Below are 18445 nucleotides of genomic sequence, written 5' to 3'. Positions count from 1 at the left end.
CGGCCTCGCCCAGCAAGCGCAGCACATGCTCCCGGCCCGCGCCCAGCAGCCCCGCAAGCGGAGCGGCCGACTCGTACCACCGCTTCTCGTACTCCCAGCACAGCCACCCGTCCCAGCCGTGCCGCAGGAGCACGTCCACGCACTCGGTGAGGGGAAGCACCCCCGAGCCCAGCGGCAGCGGGGTCGTGTCCTGCGCCGACGCGATGTCCTTGACCTGCACGTACCCCAGGTGCGGGGCGAGCGCGGCGTAGGTGTCGGACGGCTGTTCACCGCCCAGCCAGGTGTGCATGACGTCCCACAGCGCACCCACCTGCCGGTGCCCGACGGGACCCAGCAACCGGATCAGGTCCGCGCCGGTGCGGTGCGAGTCATGCGTCTCCAGCAGGATCCGCACGCCGAGCGCGCCCGCGTCCTCCGCCGCGGTGCCGAGCCGTCGGGCGGCGAGGGCGTCGGACTCCTCGCGGGGGAGGGCGGGGTCGGCGCCGGGGAAGACCCTGACGTACGGGGCGCCCAGGTCGTGGGCGAGGTGCAGGAGGTCCCGGACCTGAGCCAGGACGGGGGCGTCGTCACCGGGCGCGGCGACGCGCGCGTATCCGGCCACGCCCAGCACCTCGACGCCGGCCTCCTTGAACTGGGACGCGGTCTCGGCGCGTTCGGCGGGGGAGAGGCCGGGGTGGACCGGTTCCTCCGGGTGGGCGCGCAGTTCCACGCCGTGATAGCCGTTCGCGGTCGCGAGCCTCAGGACCTCAGGGACGGGCAGGCCGGGGACACCGAGAGTGGAGAACGCCAGCTTCATGCCCCGGACCCTACTCGTCACCGGAGCGATCCGGGCAGAACCGGTCACGGCCCGAGCCAAGCACTCACCATCCCTCACCCGCCGGGCTCAGGCCGACCCCGCGTCCGTCGTGCCCCGGTCGCCCGTCCGGCCCTCACTCACCCGCCTCGTGGAACCGCAGCCGCCAGTCCTGCCCCACCGGGTCCTTGCCGAAGGAGCGGTGCGGTTTCTCGGAGACGAGGGCGAAGCCGTGCCGCTGGTAGAGGCGACGGGCGCTGCCGAGCACGTCGTTGGTCCACAGCACCAGGTCCCGGTAGCCGGCCCCGCGCGCGAAGCCGATCACGGCCCGCACCAGCCGGTCACCGACGCCGTGCCCGCGCGCCTCGGGCTCGACGAGCAGCAGTCGCAGCCGCGCGGTGCCGGGCGCGTCGTCCCCTACGCACATCACGCAGCCGACCGGCCGCCGGTCCTGCTCGGCGATCCACACCCGCTCCAGATACGGGTCGTGGTCCTCCGCGAAGTCGGCGACGATCCGGGCCACCAACCCCTCGTAGTCGGCGTTCCATCCGTACTCGGCCGCGTACAGCGCGGCGTTGCGCTGCACGATCCAGCCGAGGTCACCGGGGCCCGGTGCGCGCAGCACGACCTCGCCGGACCGGGCCCGACCCACGGAGTCCGGCGGGCCGAGGATGTCCTGGATGGTCCGCATGGCCTCCGCGAGGCGCGGCCGGTCGGCCGGGGTCACGGTGTCGAGCAGGGCTCCGACCGTCTCCCGGGCCCGCTCGTCCAGCAGGCCGGCGGTCTCCCGGCCGCGCGTGGTGAGCCGCACCTGACGCGGGCGCGGATCGCTCTGCGAGGGCCCGCGCTCGATCAGTCCGGCGTCCTCGAACTTGTTCAGGATCCGGCTCAGATACCCGGCGTCCAGGTCGCGCCCGGTGCGCAGTTGGGCCGCGTCCAGGTGCGGCTCCCGGGTGAGTTCGTACAGCACCCGGGATTCGGTGAGGGTGTACGGCGCGTACAGACGGCGGCCGTGGTCGAGGGCGCCGATGACGCCCGTGTAGAAGCGGTTGAAGGCGCGGATGCCCTGGACGGTCATGATCGGCCCCAGATGGTTGACTGAGTCAGAGATACCGTTCCCCAGAGCCCAGGTCCACCGCCCGCCCGCGTCCACGGCCGGGCGCGCCGACGGACGAATCGGCTTTCTCGGCAAGGGTGTTGGACTGTCCGGACCGCGGATCGTTTTTACCTGTTCTTTAGGCTGCTCCCGGGTCCTGCTTTTGACTCCATCGCGATCTGAACGTACGTTGATAGTGGAAAGTCACTTATGTCCGACTTAGGCGGACGTGACACTCCGCCGCCGGAGCGTGCACCGCGGGCGGCGGGTGGCGCACAGAGCGACGCGCAGGCTCTGCAGCGCACCGAGGAGGCCCGTCGAGGCCCACGGAAAATCCATCGCACCCTCGGAGAGGGGATCACCATGCGCGCACACCGCATCAAGAGAGTCGCCATCGCCGTCTGCTCGGCACCGCTCCTGGCCATCGCCGCAGGAGCCGGAGCCGCCCACGCCGCCACCACCACCGCTGCTCCCGACCACGTCGTCACGTCGTACCACAACGGCGGCGGCGGCTGGGGCTGGGGCTGGGGGGACGGCGGCTGGGGCTGGGGCTGGGGCTGGGGCTACTGGGGAGGCGGCCACGGCCACGGCGGCTGGTGGGGCGACGACGGCGGATGGGGCTGGGGCTGCGACTGACGGTCAGCAGTGATCGACCCCACCTGACAAACGAAAGGCTGATCCGGGTGCCCGCACGGGCACCCGGTTCCATGTGACTGCACCGTGAGGCGGTGACCGGATGAGGATCGTGTGTGTGGGCGGAGGCCCGGCCGGACTGTACTTCTCGATCTCCGCGAAGCTCCGGGACGCGGGCCACGAGATCGTCGTGATCGAGCGGGACCCACCGGAGGCGACGTACGGGTGGGGCGTCGTGTACTGGAGTGATCTGCTGGACATCCTGCACCGCAACGACCCCGAGAGCGCACGGGCGGTGAGCGCCGGCTCGGTGCTCTGGCAGGACCAGGAGATCCGCGTGCACGGCAGCCGGCACGACGGCACCGCGTACTTCGGCGGCTACGGCTACAGCATGGGCCGTGCGGCCCTGCTGGAGGTCCTGACCCGCCGCGCGCGGTCCCTCGGCGTCGACGTCCGGCACGGAGAGCGGATCGCCGATCCCACCGACCTGCCGGAGGCCGACCTCGTCGTGGCCGCCGACGGCGCGGGCAGCCGGATCCGGCAGAGTCGCGCCGAGCGCTTCGGCACCAGGATCGAGACCGGCCGCAACCCCTACATCTGGCTCGGCACGGACCGGCAGTTCGAAAGCTTCGTGTTCGACTTCGAGGAGACCCCGGCCGGCTGGATCTGGTTTCACGCCTATCCGTCGTTCCACGGGATCAGCACCTGCATCGTGGAGTGCTCCCCCGAGACCTGGCAGGGCCTCGGCCTCGACGCGCTCGACTCCGAGGACGCCGTCCCGCTGCTGGAGAAGATCTTCCACCGCGCGCTCGACGGCCACTCCCTGATCAGTCGGTCACGCGGCGAACCGGCGAAGTGGCAGCGCTTCCAGCACATCAGCAACCGCACCTGGGTCGACGGCAACGTCGTCCTGGCCGGGGATGCGGCGCACACCACGCACTTCACGCTCGGCTCCGGCACCCGGCTCGCGATGATCGACGCGACGGTGCTGGCCCACGCCCTCGCGCAGTACCCCGACGTCCGGACGGCACTGCGCGAGTACGACCAGCACCGCCGCGCCGAACTCCACGCCGTCCAGGCCGGAGCGCGTTCCAGCATGGCCTGGTTCGAGCACCTGGACGACTACCTGGACCGCGACCCGGTGTCCTTCGCCTACGCCATGTCGGTACGCCAGGGTCACCAGAGCGCCTGGCGCTACCAGATCCACCTCGCCACCCAGATTTCCGCCCTGCGCAGAGCCCGCCGCGCCTACGACGCCGGCAGACGCTGGTACCGCGACCGCAGAAGGGGCGAAGCACCACTGCCGCTGCTGGGACGGTCGCTTCCGGGCGGGGAGTGACCGCCCCCCGGCACACCGAGGTGCGGCGGGACTTCCCGGCGGCGGAAAGCGGGGGTGGTGCCTTCGTCCTTCCGGCGGACGGTGACCGGGTGCGGTGCGCCTCTCGGCTGTCCGCTCGTCCATCAGTGCCGTCTGTCGCTGCCCACGCGCACCGTCGACCACATGGAGCCCCGGAAGCGGACCGGCCCTCCCCATGAGGTATTCCTCCGGAGAGGGCCCAGCCTCGCTCGGCATCGCATGATCCGGCGGCTCTACCCGCTGTTCTTCACCGGCCGACGAAACGCGTCCCTGATTCGCCACCGCAGCTTGCGGGGCCGCGGGGTCTCGGTGGAGTAGCTGGTGCTGAACCTGATGTCGTCCGCGGTACGCCCCAGGGGCGTCCCCTCGGGCGAGTACCGCGTGGGAGGTTGTTCGACCATGCGTCTCTCCTACGGATTCGGAGACCTGGTCCCGCATCCCTTGCGCAGATCGTTGTCGGAGCGGGTCTTCGGGCCCCAGCCGATCCCGCTGGCATAGCCCTGCATCACAGGGTAGTACGTGTAGGTACCGCCCCCGTCGTTGCAGTCCGTCGACCACCCGTAGTCGATGAAGCTGTTCGAGGTCAGCCCCGTACCGTGCCAGTTGTTGTAGCCGCGCGGCCCGCTCCACGAGCTGCGCCACATCTGCGTCTGCAGCTTCTGCGAGCCGAACGAGCCGCTGCACGCCTGCGAGGTCTCCCACTGGAACCACGCCCCAGCGCCGGCCCCGTGGAACGAGACGTCCGAAATGTACACCGAGCAGCTGGCCGCAGCCGGAGCCGCGGGTCCGGCAGGCCTGGCCTCACCCGCCCGGTAGGTGAAGGAGTACCGCTCACCCTTCGTCGTCCTGCCCCACTCCGCGATGGTGGTCCCCGTCACCACACGGTGTCCGTCCACCATCACGTGCCCGACGGAAGGGTGGGAGTTCTCCGCGGCATTCGGCGTCACCGCCGACGCCGGCGTGCTGAAACCCATGACAGCGGCCGCGGCCAGGCCAACAGCCGTTACGGACAGGGGTCTTGCTGTACGCATAGGTGTTCCCCTCCGATGTGATGCCGGTCGGTCGATCCGGCAATAAGGGAACACTAGTTCGATGCAGATGCAGAAAGAGGCACTCCCCGAAGACTTGGCTGAATCACGAACGCGCCACCTGCACCGAACGCCGCACAGCGGCTCGAATCATCCCCATCGGCCCCACCCGGACGCCCTACGATCAATCGGCCCGAACCTCGGCTGTCGGTTGAGCAACGGACGATCTGCTTCGCGGGCTTCCGCCCGTGGCCGGCACGAGGAGCTCGACGGACCCGCACACCGGCCCTGCTGACCTCGGATTTTCAGGTTGGCGGAGGCTCGGTGAAGAGGTGGGCGGGCGGGGAAAGCCCACGGCACCTCAAACCCGCGGCACCCCCGAAGACCCCCGCACCATCAACTCCCCCCGAACGGCGGCGACACCCCCCGGCGGCTCCTCCTCCCGCCCCATCGCGATCCGCCCCGCCCGCGCCCCCGCCTCCGCCAGCGGCAACCGCACGGTCGTCAGAGAGGGAACCGCGTCCACGCTGAACGGCAGATCGTCGAACCCGGCGACCGACACGTCCTCCGGAATCCGCAGCCCCGACTCCCGCAGCGCCGCGCACGCCCCGAGCGCGACGGAGTCGTTCGCCGCGACGACGGCCGTCAGTGAGGGGTCCCGGCGAAGAAGCTCCAGCGTCGCCTCGTACCCGGACTGCCGGTCGTACCGCCCGTGCACCGTCCAGCGCGGATCCTCCTCGGCCCCCGCCGCCGCCAGCGCCTGCCGGTGCCCCTCCAGCCGGTGCCGGGTGGTCGTACGTTCCCCGGGGCCCGCGATGTAGCCGAGCCGGCGGTGGCCGAGGCCGAGCAGATGCTCGGTGAGCCGGCGTGCCCCGCCCCGGTTGTCGAAGGTGAGCGCGACCGCCCCGGTGTCGGCCGCCGGCGGTCGCCCGCACAGCACCACCCGCGTCCCGGCCTCCGTCAGCTTGCGCAGCTTCGCCGCGACCGCCGCCGCGTGCGGCACGTCCTCCACGGCTCCGCCGGTCAGCACCACGGCCGCCGCCCGCTGCCGCTGCAGCAGGGTCAGATACGTCAGCTCCCGCTCGGGGGACCCGCCCGTGTTGCAGACGACCGCCAGCCGCTCGCCGCCGGCCCGGCCGCCGCCCGTGCCCCCGATCTCGGTCTGGATGGCGCTCGCCATGATCCCGAAGAAGGGGTCCGCGATGTCGTTGACGAGGATGCCGACCAGATCGGAGGTGGCCGCCGCGAGCGCGCTCGCCGGGCCGTTGAGGACGTAGTCCAGCTCGTCCACCGCCCGCAGCACCCGCTCGCGCGTGGAGGCGGCCACCGGGTAGTTGCCGTTCAGCACGCGCGACACCGTCGCGGGTGAGACCTGGGCGCGGGCCGCCACATCCGCCAGGGTCACCGTCATCTCGTCGTCCTCCGGTCGCGCGTCGTGTCGTACGCCCTCGTAGACAGTCAGGTCCTGCTGCTGGTTCCGAGAATCCGTCGAGCAGACCCTAAAGCCATGGGCCCGAGTTGTTCGCCCCCTCGAACAACTCGATGGAGACACGGTCTTGTACGGACCACCGTGCGAGGGTTAGCTTCTCATCGGTAGAAAGCGCTTGCTGCATCGGGGCGCGCGGTGGGACAGAAGCTGCACGGAGGGAACTCACGTGACACGCAAGACGGTGCGTATCGCCATGAACGGCGTGACCGGGCGCATGGGCTACCGCCAGCACCTCGTCCGGTCGATCCTCGCCCTGCGCGAGCAGGGCGGCCTCGACCTCGGCGACGGCACCGTGCTGTGGCCGGAGCCGATCCTGCTCGGGCGCCGTGAGCACGCGCTCAGGGAGATCGCCGACCGGCACGGCCTGGAGCACGTCTCGACCGACCTCGACGCGGTCCTCGCCGACGCCGGCGTCGACATCTACTTCGACTCCCAGGTCACCTCCGCCCGAGAGGAGTCGATCAGGAAGGCGATCGCCGCCGGAAAGCACATCTACACCGAGAAGCCGACCGCCACGGGGCTCCGGGGCGCGCTCCAACTCGCCCGCCTCGCCCACGCCGAGGGCGTCAAGCACGGCGTGGTCCAGGACAAGATCTTCCTGCCGGGCCTGCTGAAGCTGAAGCGGCTCGTCGACGGCGGATTCTTCGGCCGGATCCTGTCCGTCCGGGGCGAGTTCGGATACTGGGTGTTCGAGGGAGACTGGCAGGAGGCCCAGCGCCCCTCCTGGAACTACCGCGCCGAGGACGGCGGCGGCATCGTCGTCGACATGTTCCCGCACTGGGAATACCTCCTGCACGAGCTGGTCGGCCGCGTGACGTCCGTCCAGGCCCTCGCCGCCACCCACATCCCGCAGCGCCGGGACGAACGGGGCAAGCCCTACGACGCCACCGCCGACGACGCCGCGTACGGCGTCTTCGAGCTGGAGGGCGGCGCGATCGCCCAGATCAACTCCTCCTGGGCGGTGCGCGTCAACCGCGACGAACTGGTCGAGTTCCAGGTCGACGGCACCGAGGGCTCGGCGGTGGCCGGCCTGCGCAAGTGCCGCGTCCAGCACCGCTCGGCGACCCCCAGGCCGGTCTGGAACCCGGACGTCCCCGCCACCGAGGTCTTCCGCGACCAGTGGCAGGAGGTCCCGGACAACGGGACGTTCGACAACGGCTTCAAGGCCCAGTGGGAGCTGTTCCTCAGGCACGTCCACGCCGACGCCCCGTACCACTGGGACCTGCTGGCCGGCGCCCGCGGCGTCCAGCTCGCCGAGCTGGGCCTGAAGTCCTCCACCGAGGGCCGCCGCATCGACGTACCGGAGATCGCGCTGTGACCATCCGCCTTCCCTCCGCGGACGGCTCGTTGCGCACGTACGAGCCCCGTGCCGAACCTCTGCTCCTCGCGTCGGGCACTCCCTTCACCTCCCGTACGGTCTTCTCCGCGGCCCATGTCGTCGCCGACCCGTACGCGGACGTGTCTCCCGACTCGCCCGCCGCCGTCGACTGGGACGCCACCCTCGCCTTCCGCCGTCACCTGTGGTCGCACGGGCTCGGTGTCGCCGAGGCGATGGACACCGCCCAGCGCGGTATGGGCCTGGACTGGGCGGGCGCGGCCGAGCTGATCCGCCGTAGCGCGGCGGAGGCGAAGGCGGTGGGCGGCCGGATCGCCTGCGGGGTCGGCACCGACCAGATCACGAGCGGCACGGTGGCGGACATCCGCGCGGCCTACGAGGAGCAGCTCGCGGTCGTCGAGGAGGCGGGCGCCCGGCCGATCCTGATGGCGTCGCGTGCCCTGGCCGCCACCGCCCGGGGCCCCGAGGACTATCTGGAGGTCTACGGCCACCTGCTGCGCCAGTCCGCCGAACCGGTGATCCTGCACTGGCTGGGCCCCATGTTCGACCCGGCGCTGGAGGGCTACTGGGGCTCGCCCGACCTGGACACGGCGACGGAGACGTTCCTCGAGGTCATCGCCGCGCACCCGGACAAGGTCGACGGCACCAAGGTGTCGCTGCTGGACGCCGGACGCGAGAGGGGCCTGCGCCGCCGACTGCCTCGCGGGGTCCGCTGCTACACCGGCGACGACTTCCACTACCCCGAGCTGATCGCGGGCGACGAACAGGGCTTCAGCCACGCCCTGCTCGGCATCTTCGACCCACTGGGTCCGCTGGCGGCCGAGGCCGTACGGGTCCTGGACACGGGCGACACGGCCGGCTTCCGGCGCCTGCTGGACCCCACGGTCGCGTTGTCCCGCCACCTCTTCCAGCCGCCGACCCGCTTCTACAAGACCGGCGTGGTCCTCCTCGCCTGGCTCGCCGGTCACCAGGCGCACTTCACGATGGTCGGCGGCCTGCAGTCGGCCCGCTCCCTCCCGCACCTGGCCCGCGCCTACGAACTCGCCGACGACCTCGGCCTGTTCCAGGACCCGAAGCTCGCGGAGGAACGGATGAAGACCCTGCTCGCCCTGTACGGAGTGACCCGGTGACCGCTCTCGAACGCTTCTCGATCAACCAGATGACGGTAAAGCAGCTGTCGTTGCCCGAACTTGTCGACGCCTGCGCCGGGTCGGGGGTCGGCCGGGTGGGCCTGTGGCGTGAGCCGGTCCAGGCGTACGGCGTCGAGGCGACGGCCGAACTGGTCCGCGAGGCGGGCCTGACGGTGACCACCCTGTGCCGGGGCGGATTCCTCACGGCGACCGACCCGCGGGAGCGGGCGGCGGCCCTGGCCGACAACCGCCGCGCGATCGAGGAGGCGGCCACCCTCGGCACCGACACCCTGGTCCTGGTCTCCGGCGGCCTCCCGCCCGGCAGCAAGGACCTGCGGGCGGCCCGGGAACGCATCGCCGACGCCCTGGCCGAACTCGCGCCCTGCGCCGAGGAACACGGGGTCCGCCTCGCCATCGAGCCCCTGCACCCGATGTACGCCTCCGACCGCTGTGTGGTCTCGACGCTGGCCCAGGCCCTGGACCTGGCCGAGCGTTTCCCCGCGCACCAGGTCGGGGTCACCGTGGACACGTACCACATCTGGTGGGACGACCAGGCGCCCGCGCAGATCGCCCGTGCGGGCGCGTCCGGCCGCATCCACACCTTCCAGCTCGCCGACTGGACCACCCCCCTGCCCGAGGGCGTCCTCAACGGCCGTGGCCAGCTCGGCGACGGCGTGATCGACATGCACGAGTGGAAGGGACACGTGGAGGCCGCCGGCTATTCCGGTCCCATCGAGGTCGAGTTGTTCAACGAGACCCTGTGGGCCCGGGACGGCCGGGAGGTGCTGGCGGAGACGGCGCAGCGGTTCGTGGCCCACGTGTGATCCGCCGGCGCGGGGTGTGCGGGGCCGCGTGAGAAGAATCTCCGGAACGGATGCAACCCCTCAGGGGATCCGATGCCGTACCTGTCATCAGAACCCGGGAGGGACCCGGGGGGATTCACGGGGTTCTGGTACGGAGGGGAAGCCGAGGGGGGCGCCCGGGTCGACGAACCGGGGGCGCCCCCTCGAAACGTCTCGGCGGAGCCTAGAAGAACACGCCGCAGCGCAGCAGCACGTTGGCGTACGGCCGGGCCTCGCCGGTGCGGACGACCAGCCGGGCGCCCGCCGACAGCTCCTTCAGGCGCTCGTGCGGGACCAGGGACAGCCCCGGGAAGTGGCCCTCCAGCAGGACCCGGTTGCGGCCCCGCAGCTCCTCGGCCGCCGTGGCGCCCTCCACCACCAGCTCGGCCAGCAGCCCGTCCAGCACCTCCGCGAACGACGGCACCCCGGCCCGGAACGCCAGGTCCACCACGCGCGGCCCGTCCGGGATCGGCATACCGGCGTCGCACACCAGCACCCCGTCCCCGTGCCCCAGCTCGGCCAGGGCGCCGGAGAGATGGCGATTGAGGATCCCCGCCTTCTTCACAGCGCCTCGACCTCCTGCGCCGTCGGGTACGACTCCTGCGCGCCCCGCCGCGTCACGGCCGCCGCGCCCACCCGGGCCGCGTACTGCGCCGCCTCCGCCGGCTCCGCACCCCTGCCCAGCCGCCAGGCGAGCGCCGCCGTGAACGCGTCCCCGGCACCGGTGGTGTCCACCGCGTCCACCTTCACCGGCGCCACCCGCGTCACCCCGGCGAAGTCGCACACCAGCGCCCCCTCCGCGCCCAGCGTCACCACCACCGAGCGCGGCCCCTTGGCCAGCAGCAGCCGTGCCCAGTCCGCGGGGTCCTCGCTGACACATGCGCCGCCGAGGATCACCCGGGCCTCGTGCTCGTTGACGATGAGCGGGTCGCAGGCCGCCAGCACCTCCGTCGGCAGAGGCCGCGGCGGGGACGGGTTCAGGACGAAACGGCTGTCCGGGGACAGACTCCGTACGACCTCCACGACCGTCTCCAGCGGGATCTCCAGCTGCGCCGACACCACCCGGGAGGCGAGGAACAGGCTGACGGCCGCCCGTACGTCCGCCGGGGTGAGCCGGGCGTTGGCGCCCGGCGACACCACGATGCTGTTGTCCCCGGAGGGGTCCACGGTGATCAGCGCCACGCCCGTCGGCGCCCCGCCCACCAGCACGCCCACCGTGTCGACGCCGGCCTCGCGCAGGGAGTCCAGCAGCAGCCGGCCGTGAGCATCGTCACCGACCCGGGCCAGCAGGGCCGTACCCGCGCCGAGCCGGGCCGCGGCGACCGCCTGGTTGGCGCCCTTGCCGCCCGGGTGGACGACCAGGTCGCCGCCGAGCACCGTCTCACCGGCGGCCGGCCGCCGCTCGACGTCGATCACCAGGTCGGCGTTGGCCGAACCCACGACCAACAGGTCGTAGTCGTACATCAGTTGACTCCCCTGAGAGATGACCCCGGGCGGGCGACCCGTCCACCATGGTGCCCGATGCCGGGTGTCCATGGCAGAGCCCGCCCGCCCGCGCGGCCCGTCGTCAGCCGCTGAAACCGGCCACGTTGTCCTTCGTGACCACCTTCACCGGCACCTTCACCGCCGGCTCCACCTTCTTGCCCCGGACCGCCTTCAGCGCGTTGTCCACGGCGATCCTCCCCAACTGCGTCGGCTGCTGGGCGACCGACGCGTACAGCGTGCCGTTCTTCACCGCCGTGAGCCCGTCCGGGGTGCCGTCGAAGCCGACCACCTGGACCGACCTGCCGGCCTTGGAGCCGAGCGCCTTGATCGCGCCGAGCGCCATCTCGTCGTTGGCGGCGATGACACCCTGGACGTCGGGGTGGGCCTGGAGCAGGTTGGACATCACGTCGAGGCCCTTGGTGCGGTCGAAGTCCGCCGGCTGCTGGGCCACCACCTGGATGCCGGGGTAGGCCTTCAGACCCTGCGCGAAGCCCTGCGCGCGTTCCCGTGCCGCCGAGGTGCCCGCCTGACCCTGAAGGATCACGATCTTGCCCTTGCCGCCGAGCTTCTCGGCGATCGTCTTGGCGGCCAGCTCACCACCAGCCACGTTGTCGGAGGCCACCAGGGCGTCCACGGACGCCTTGTTGACGCCCCGGTCAACGGCGATCACCGGGATCTTCGCCTTGTCGGCGGCCTTCACCGAGTTGCTCGCGGCGTCCGAGTCCACCGGGTTGACGATGATCGCGCCGAGGCTGGAACTGGTGAAGTTCTGCAGTTGGTTGGCCTGCTGGGAGGCGTCGTTCTGGGCGTCGGTGACCGTCAGGTGCACGCCCAGCTTCTTCGCCTCGGCCTGGGCGCCGGCCCGGATCTGCACGAAGAAGGGGTTGTTGAGGGTGGACAGGGACAGGCCCATCTTCGGCGTCGTGGACGCGGAGGACCCACTGTGCAGGAAGGAGGTCGCGCCGACGATCGCCACGGTCACCACGGCCGCGAGCGCGTACGTCGCCGCCTGCCTGCTCTTGGGACCGCCGGTGCCGGCCGCCACCGGAGTGGCCCCGGCCTTGCGCCGCACGGTGTCCAGCAGCACGGCAAGCGCGATGACGACACCGATCACGACCTGCTGCCAGAAGGCGGACACGTTCAGCAGGTTGAGGCCGTTGCGGAGCACCGCCAGGATCAGCGCGCCGATCAGCGTGCCGGAGGCCTTGCCGGTGCCGCCCGCGAGCGAGGCACCGCCGATGACGACCGCGGCGATGGCGTCCAGCTCGTACCCGTCGGCGGCCTGCGGCTGCGCGGAGGAGAGGCGGGAGGCCAGCACGACGCCAGCGACGGCCGCGAAGACACCGGACAGGGCGTAGATCGCGAGCTTCTGCTTCTGCACCCGCAGACCGGACAGCCGGGCGGCCTCCTCGTTGCCGCCGATCGCGTACATCGAGCGGCCGATGTACGTCCGCCCCAGCACGAGCGCGGCGATCAGCCCCATGACGACCATCACCAGCACCGGCACCGGCAGCCACCCGCCGAGCGTGTCCCCGAGATGCGAGACCGAGCCGGGCAGGGCGATGGGGGAGCCCTGTGAGATCACGAGGGCGAGACCGCGGCCCACGGACAGCATGGCCAGGGTCGCGATGAACGGCGGCAGCTTGCCGTAGGCGATGAGGAAACCGTTCACCAGCCCCGCCACGACACCCGTGGCGACGGCGAGGAGCACCGCCACCGCCACCGGTACCCCGTGCCGCGTGGCGCTCCAGGCCAGCACGGTCGCCGACAGCGCGGCCACGGACCCGACGGACAGGTCGATGCCCGCCGAGACGATCACGAAGGTCACACCGAAGGCCAGGACGGCCGTGACGGCGGCCTGGACGCCGATGTTGAGCAGGTTGTCGGTGGTCAGGAAGTCGCCGGACAGCGCCGTAAGGGCGATGACCAGGACGATCAGCGCGGTGAACGCGCCGTTGTCGAGGAGCAGCCGGCGCAGGGCCCCCGGGGCGCCACTCGCGCCCGCCCGGCTCTTGAGCGTGTCAGTGGCCACGGGGGGCCTCCTTCTGGACGGTGGGAGTGGAGACGGCGAGCGCCATGACGGCGTCCTGGGTGGCCTCGTCGGCCGCGAGTTCACCGGCGATCCGGCCCTGGGCCATCACCAGCACCCGGTCGCTCATGCCGAGCACCTCCGGCAGATCACTGGAGATCATGAGTACGGCGGCCCCGGCGGCGGTCAGTTCGTTGATCAGCTGGTAGATCTCGACCTTGGCGCCGACATCGATGCCCCGTGTCGGCTCGTCGAGGATCAGCACCTTGGTGTCGGCCAGCAGCCACTTGCCGATCACGACCTTCTGCTGGTTGCCGCCGGACAGCGTCCGCACGTGCTGGCCCAGCCCGGCCATGCGCACGCCCAGCTGCCCGGCGATCCGCTCCGCGGCGGCATGCTGCGCCTTGCGGTCGACGAGTCCGGCGCGGGTGGCGGAGCGCAGGGTGACGAGCCCGAGGTTCTCTTCCACGGAGGCGTCGAGCACCAGCCCCTGCCCCTTGCGGTCCTCGGGCACGAGTCCGATCCCGGCCGCCAGCGCGGCGTTCACGTCATGCCGCCTGAGCCGGTCGCCGGAGACCCGCACCACCCCGCCGTCGTAGGGATCCGCCCCGAACAGGGCCCGTACGACCTCGGTGCGTCCGGCTCCGACGAGCCCCGCGATCCCGACGACCTCACCGGCGTGCACCTCGAAGCCCACGTCGTGGAACACCCCGCCCCGGGTGAGCCCCTCGACGGACAGCAACGGTGCACCGCGCTCGGTCCGGCGCCGCGGATACTGCTGCTCGATGGACCGCCCGACCATGAGCCGCACGAGCTCGTCCCGCGGGGTGGAAGCGGGCACCTGCCCGACGCTGCGGCCGTCCCGGACGACGGTGACCCGGTCGCCCAGGGCGGCGATCTCCTCCAGGTGATGGGTGATGAAGACGATCCCGACACCGTCCGCGCGCAGCGCGCGCACGATGCCGAAGAGCTTCTCCACCTCCTCCGAGGTGAGCACGGCGGTCGGTTCGTCCATGATGAGCACGCGCGCGTCCAGGCTGAGCGCCTTGGCGATCTCCACCATCTGCATTCGCGCGATGCCGAGTTCACGCACACGCGCGCGTGGGGACACCTGGACGCCCACCCGCTGCAGCAGGACCTCGGCCTCGGCCTCCATCCGCTTCCGGTCGATCATCCCGAAGCGACGGGGCTGGCGCCCGAGGAAGATGTTCTCGGCGACGGTCAGATCAGGAACGAGGTTGAACTCCTGGTAAATGGTCGCGATCCCGAGCCGCTCGGCGTCCTGTGCACCATGGAGGCGCACTTCCCGGCCGCCTGCCAGGATCCGCCCGCTGTCGGGCGTGTAGGCACCGGAGAGCATCTTGATGAGCGTGCTCTTGCCGGCGCCGTTCTCACCGAGCAGCACATGGACCTCGCCCCGGCGCAGGTCGAAGTCGACGCCGTCGAGCGCGACCACGCCGGGGAAGGTCTTGCGTATGCCCTCGATGCGCAGCAACTCGTCCGGGTTGCTCACGACGTGCTCCTTTGCACTGGGGAGGGGGACTGCACCGCAGAAGGCGCGGCGGGGGGCTCACCGCACGAGCGGCGTGCGACGAGCCGGGCGGTGAGGGTGACGGACGCGGCCGCCCGCCCCTCGATGCGGTCGATCAGGGCGCGCACGGCGGCGCGCCCCAGCTCACCGGTCGGCTGGGCGATCGCGGTGACGGGCGGATCGGTGTGCACGAACCAGGGGATGTCGTCGAACGCGGCCAGCGCGAGGTCGTCCGGTACGCGCAGCCCGCGTGCGCGGACGGCGTCGAGTGCACCGAGTGCCATGAGATTGTCGGCGGCGAAGACCACCTCCGGCGGCTCGGGCAGGTCCAGGAACCCCTCGGTGACCCGCCGCCCGCTCTCGGCCTGGAAGTCGCCCTGGCCTGTGTAGGCGTCCGGAAGGCGGAGCCCGTACTCGCGCAGCGCCTCACGGAAGGCCTCGACGCGCTCGCTGCCGGTCGTGGTGGCGGCGGGCCCCGCGATGATCGCGACCCGCCGGTGCCCCAGCGCGTACAGATGCGCGACCAGATCCCGGACGGCCCCGCGCCCGTCGGCACGCACGACAGGCACGTCGACGCCCGGGATCCACCGGTCCACGAACACCATCGGGGTGCCCGCGCGGACGGCGTCCAGCATCAGCGGCGAGCCACCGTCCGTGGGCGAGACGAGCAGCCCGTCGATCCGCCGGTCGAGCAGGTTCCGCACGTGATGGTCCTGCAGCTCGGGCCGTTCGTCGGCGTTCCCGATGATCACGCTGTAGCCCAGGGACCGGGCCTCCTCCTCCACGGAACGGGCCAGCTCGGTGAAGTAAGGGTTCAGCACATCGCTGATGACGAGCCCCAGGGTGTGGGTCTGATCGGTGCGCAGCGACCGGGCGACGGCATTGGGCCGGTACCCGAGCTCCTCCACGGCGGCCAGCACGCGCGTGCGTGCGTCGGCGCTGACCGACGGGTGCGCGTTCAGCACGCGCGAGACCGTGGCCACCGAGACGCCGGCCGCGGCCGCGACGTCCTTGATACCAGCCATCGCCGGACCCACCTCCTCGTGAGCGTCCTAGCCATGGAAACGATTACATCCATGGCCGTAGGAAGGATTGGAAACGATTACATCCGAGGAGGCAAGAGGTTGAAGGTTGTCCGAAACCTAATCGTGACCGGGTCCTGGCTGCGACGCGCCGGCCGGCGGGCGCGTCGAACCCCGCTCACCGCCCTCGCCGTGTCAGTCCCCACCGGTACCGTCGGATCATGGCTCGACAGGCGGGGACGCAGTCCGGTGAGCGACAGCTCGCGGTGCTCGAAGGTGTGCTGGAACGGATCACGTACGCCAACGAGGAGAACGGATACACCGTCGCCCGGGTCGACACGGGCAGAGGCGGCGGGGATCTGCTCACCGTCGTCGGCGCGCTGCTCGGCGCCCAGGTCGGTGAGTCGCTGCGCATGGAGGGGCGCTGGGGCTCCCATCCCCAGTACGGCAAGCAGTTCCACGTGGAGAACTACACGACGGTCCTGCCCGCCACCGTCCAGGGCATCCGGCGCTACCTCGGCTCGGGCCTCGTGAAGGGCATCGGGCCCGTCTTCGCCGACCGGATCACCCAGCACTTCGGGCTCGACACCCTCCGCGTCATCGAGGAGGAGCCGAAGCGGCTCGTCGAGGTCCCCGGCCTCGGGCCCAAGCGGACCAAGAAGATCGCCGACGCCTGGGAGGAACAGAAGGCGATCAAGGAGGTCATGCTGTTCCTGCAGACCGTCGAGGTGTCCACGTCCATCGCCGTGCGGATCTACAAGAAGTACGGCGACGCGTCCATCGAGGTCGTCAAGGAGCAGCCGTACCGCCTCGCCGCCGACGTCTGGGGCATCGGCTTCCTCACGGCCGACAAGATCGCCCAGTCCGTCGGCATCCCGCACGACAGCCCGGAGAGGGTCAAGGCGGGGCTGCAGTACGCCCTGTCCCAGTCCGCCGACCAGGGGCACTGCTTCCTGCCGGAGGAGCGGCTGATCTCCGACGCGGTGAAGCTGCTCGCCGTGGACACCGGCCTGGTCATCGAGTGCCTCGCCGAGCTGGCCGGGGTCCCGAAGGACGGCGGCGACCCCGGTGTCGTACGCGAGAAGGTGCCCGGACCGGAGGGCGACGGCGAACCCGTCACCGCCGTCTACCTCGTCCCGTTCCACCGCGCCGAGCAGTCCCTCTCCTCGCAGTTGCTGCGTCTTTTGCGGACCGAGCAGGACCGGTTGCCGGCCTTCCACGACGTGGACTGGGGCAAGGCGCTCACCTGGCTGGCCGCACGCACCGGCGCCGATCTCGCCCCGGAGCAGGAGGCCGCCGTGAAGCTCGCGCTCACCGAGAAGGTCGCCGTCCTCACCGGCGGGCCCGGCTGCGGCAAGTCCTTCACCGTGCGCTCGATCGTGGAGCTGGCTCGCGCCAAGCGCGCCAAGGTGCTGCTCGCCGCCCCCACCGGCCGTGCCGCCAAGCGGCTGGCCGAGCTGACCGGCGCGGAGGCGTGCACCGTCCACCGGCTGCTGGAACTCAAGCCCGGCGGGGACGCCGCGTACGACCGGGACCGGCCGCTCGACGCCGACCTGGTCGTGGTCGACGAGGCCTCCATGCTGGACCTGCTCCTCGCGAACAAGCTGGTGAAGGCCGTGCCGCCCGGTGCCCATCTGCTGTTCGTCGGGGACGTCGACCAGTTGCCCAGCGTCGGCGCGGGAGAGGTGCTGCGGGATCTGCTCGCCGAGGGCAGCCCCGTTCCCGCCGTCCGGCTCACCCGGGTCTTCCGGCAGGCCCAGCAGTCCGGCGTCGTCACCAACGCACACCGGATCAACGCCGGGCAGCATCCGCTCACCGACGGTCTCAAGGACTTCTTCCTCTTCGTCGAGGACGACACCGAGGCCGCCGGCCGGCTCACCGTGGACGTGGCCGCACGGCGGATCCCGGGAAAGTTCGGGCTCGACCCGAGGAGGGACGTCCAGGTCCTCGCCCCCATGCACCGGGGACCGGCGGGGGCAGGGGTGCTCAACGGCCTGCTCCAGCAGGCCGTCACCCCGGGCCGGCCCGATCTGCCCGAGAAACGGTTCGGCGGACGGGTCTTCCGCGTCGGCGACAAGGTCACCCAGATTCGCAACAATTACGAGAAAGGCAAGAACGGCGTCTTCAACGGCACCGTGGGCGTCGTCACCTCGCTCGACCCGGTCGACCAGCGGCTCACGGTACTGACGGACGAGGACGAGGAGGTGCCGTACGAATTCGACGAACTGGACGAACTGGCCCACGCGTACGCGGTGACCATCCACCGTTCGCAGGGAAGTGAATATCCTGCCGTGGTGATCCCCGTCACCACCGGAGCATGGATGATGCTGCAGCGGAACCTGCTGTACACGGCGGTGACACGGGCGAAGAAGCTGGTCGTCCTCGTCGGTTCACGCAAGGCGATCGGACAGGCGGTGCGCACGGTGTCCGCGGGGCGGCGCTGTACGGCACTGGACTTCAGGCTTCGCGGCGGCTGACCGCCCCTGACCAGGGCCGTCTGCCCGCATCACAAAAAATGATCGATCAAACGAGTCGTGAAGGTCACAGAGCACTTCCAGATGCCCTTCCCAGGGGGCAGGATGGGCAAGTTGGCGGCACTGAGTGCCGCCAATGGGCCCAGTGGTCGACCCCGAGTGCACTCTCCTGAGCCAAATGGGGGATGGTAGAGACAGTC

16 protein-coding genes are annotated in these 18445 nt (G+C 71.2%); 6 read left to right on the top strand and 10 right to left on the bottom strand.

The genetic code is table 11. The features are described 5' to 3' along the window. Together AC5WRT_RS35405 and AC5WRT_RS35400 are read right to left on the bottom strand one after the other, a co-directional pair. Window positions 1-796 (bottom strand): sugar phosphate isomerase/epimerase family protein (locus AC5WRT_RS35405; RefSeq protein WP_496100949.1); only part of this gene is annotated, 796 nt, incomplete at its 3' end. A 133-nt stretch (window positions 797-929) separates the two neighbouring features. Further along, window positions 930-1871, bottom strand: coding sequence for a bifunctional helix-turn-helix transcriptional regulator/GNAT family N-acetyltransferase (locus AC5WRT_RS35400; RefSeq protein WP_496098202.1), 942 nt, complete (start codon window positions 1869-1871; stop codon window positions 930-932). Between the two features lie 381 nt (window positions 1872-2252). On the opposite strand from AC5WRT_RS35400, the gene AC5WRT_RS35395 reads away from it, so the two are divergent. Next, a complete protein-coding gene (locus AC5WRT_RS35395) occupies window positions 2253-2525 on the top strand; it encodes a hypothetical protein (RefSeq protein ID WP_496098203.1) in 273 nt (90 codons plus the stop codon). A 115-nt stretch (window positions 2526-2640) separates the two neighbouring features. Continuing rightward, window positions 2641-3861 (top strand): FAD-dependent monooxygenase, encoded by a 1221-nt coding sequence (locus AC5WRT_RS35390; RefSeq protein ID WP_496098204.1) that lies wholly within the window; start codon window positions 2641-2643, stop codon window positions 3859-3861. Between the two features lie 251 nt (window positions 3862-4112). Here the strand turns inward: AC5WRT_RS35390 and AC5WRT_RS35385 are convergent, their stop codons facing one another. From AC5WRT_RS35385 to AC5WRT_RS35375, 3 genes are all read right to left on the bottom strand, one after another. Then, entirely contained in the window at window positions 4113-4280 is a 168-nt protein-coding gene (locus tag AC5WRT_RS35385) for a hypothetical protein (protein WP_496098205.1), read from the bottom strand. 9 nt (window positions 4281-4289) lie between these two features. Next, a complete protein-coding gene (locus AC5WRT_RS35380) occupies window positions 4290-4757 on the bottom strand; it encodes a hypothetical protein (RefSeq protein ID WP_496098206.1) in 468 nt (155 codons plus the stop codon). A gap of 511 nt (window positions 4758-5268) precedes the next feature. Continuing rightward, window positions 5269-6318 (bottom strand): LacI family DNA-binding transcriptional regulator, encoded by a 1050-nt coding sequence (locus AC5WRT_RS35375; RefSeq protein WP_496098207.1) that lies wholly within the window; start codon window positions 6316-6318, stop codon window positions 5269-5271. 244 nt (window positions 6319-6562) lie between these two features. Between AC5WRT_RS35375 and AC5WRT_RS35370 the strand changes: the two genes are divergently transcribed. Genes AC5WRT_RS35370 through AC5WRT_RS35360 form a run of 3 tightly spaced genes read left to right on the top strand, consistent with a single transcriptional unit; the run spans window position 6563 to window position 9686 of the window. Beyond that, window positions 6563-7714: a Gfo/Idh/MocA family protein gene (locus tag AC5WRT_RS35370; protein ID WP_496098208.1), complete on the top strand. Its 1152-nt coding sequence runs from the start codon at window positions 6563-6565 to the stop codon at window positions 7712-7714. Next, complete coding sequence (locus AC5WRT_RS35365) at window positions 7711-8862, top strand: dihydrodipicolinate synthase family protein (protein WP_496098209.1); 1152 nt, start codon at window positions 7711-7713, stop codon at window positions 8860-8862. The genes AC5WRT_RS35370 and AC5WRT_RS35365 overlap by 4 nt, the downstream gene beginning before the upstream one ends. After that, the gene (locus tag AC5WRT_RS35360) at window positions 8859-9686 is read left to right on the top strand and encodes a sugar phosphate isomerase/epimerase family protein (protein ID WP_496098210.1); all 828 of its coding nucleotides are present in this window, start codon (window positions 8859-8861) and stop codon (window positions 9684-9686) included. Before AC5WRT_RS35365 ends, AC5WRT_RS35360 begins: the two co-directional genes overlap by 4 nt. Before the next feature lie 202 nt (window positions 9687-9888). On the opposite strand, the gene rbsD is transcribed toward AC5WRT_RS35360, so the two are convergent. From rbsD to AC5WRT_RS35335, 5 genes are all read right to left on the bottom strand, one after another. Further along, window positions 9889-10269: a D-ribose pyranase gene (gene rbsD / locus AC5WRT_RS35355; RefSeq protein ID WP_496098211.1), complete on the bottom strand. Its 381-nt coding sequence runs from the start codon at window positions 10267-10269 to the stop codon at window positions 9889-9891. Next, window positions 10266-11168: a ribokinase gene (locus AC5WRT_RS35350; RefSeq protein WP_496098212.1), complete on the bottom strand. Its 903-nt coding sequence runs from the start codon at window positions 11166-11168 to the stop codon at window positions 10266-10268. The genes rbsD and AC5WRT_RS35350 overlap by 4 nt, the downstream gene beginning before the upstream one ends. A 103-nt stretch (window positions 11169-11271) precedes the next feature. Beyond that, on the bottom strand, window positions 11272-13221 hold the full coding sequence (locus AC5WRT_RS35345) for an ABC transporter permease/substrate-binding protein (protein ID WP_496100948.1): 1950 nt from the start codon (window positions 13219-13221) through the stop codon (window positions 11272-11274). Then, a complete protein-coding gene (locus AC5WRT_RS35340) occupies window positions 13211-14731 on the bottom strand; it encodes a sugar ABC transporter ATP-binding protein (protein ID WP_496098214.1) in 1521 nt (506 codons plus the stop codon). The genes AC5WRT_RS35345 and AC5WRT_RS35340 overlap by 11 nt, the downstream gene beginning before the upstream one ends. Continuing rightward, window positions 14728-15774, bottom strand: coding sequence for a LacI family DNA-binding transcriptional regulator (locus AC5WRT_RS35335; protein ID WP_496100947.1), 1047 nt, complete (start codon window positions 15772-15774; stop codon window positions 14728-14730). Before AC5WRT_RS35335 ends, AC5WRT_RS35340 begins: the two co-directional genes overlap by 4 nt. A gap of 218 nt (window positions 15775-15992) precedes the next feature. On the opposite strand from AC5WRT_RS35335, the gene recD2 reads away from it, so the two are divergent. Continuing rightward, window positions 15993-18248, top strand: coding sequence for an SF1B family DNA helicase RecD2 (gene recD2 / locus AC5WRT_RS35330; protein WP_496098216.1), 2256 nt, complete (start codon window positions 15993-15995; stop codon window positions 18246-18248). The last annotated feature ends 197 nt before the right edge of the window (window positions 18249-18445 follow it).

It is taken from the genome of Streptomyces sp. NTD91, from assembly GCF_059510455.1.
Note: the sequence above shows the minus strand (reverse complement) of the source record. Positions and strands in the feature narration are given on the sequence as shown.

Coding starts and splice junctions, on each gene's coding strand:
- AC5WRT_RS35385 (WP_496098205.1), bottom strand. CDS start 4,280: ATGGTCGAACAACCTCCCACGCGGTACTCGCCCGAGGGGACGCCCCTG.
- AC5WRT_RS35400 (WP_496098202.1), bottom strand. CDS start 1,871: ATGACCGTCCAGGGCATCCGCGCCTTCAACCGCTTCTACACGGGCGTC.
- AC5WRT_RS35395 (WP_496098203.1), top strand. CDS start 2,253: ATGCGCGCACACCGCATCAAGAGAGTCGCCATCGCCGTCTGCTCGGCA.
- AC5WRT_RS35335 (WP_496100947.1), bottom strand. CDS start 15,774: ATGGCTGGTATCAAGGACGTCGCGGCCGCGGCCGGCGTCTCGGTGGCC.
- recD2 (WP_496098216.1), top strand. CDS start 15,993: ATGGCTCGACAGGCGGGGACGCAGTCCGGTGAGCGACAGCTCGCGGTG.
- AC5WRT_RS35375 (WP_496098207.1), bottom strand. CDS start 6,318: ATGACGGTGACCCTGGCGGATGTGGCGGCCCGCGCCCAGGTCTCACCC.
- AC5WRT_RS35350 (WP_496098212.1), bottom strand. CDS start 11,168: ATGTACGACTACGACCTGTTGGTCGTGGGTTCGGCCAACGCCGACCTG.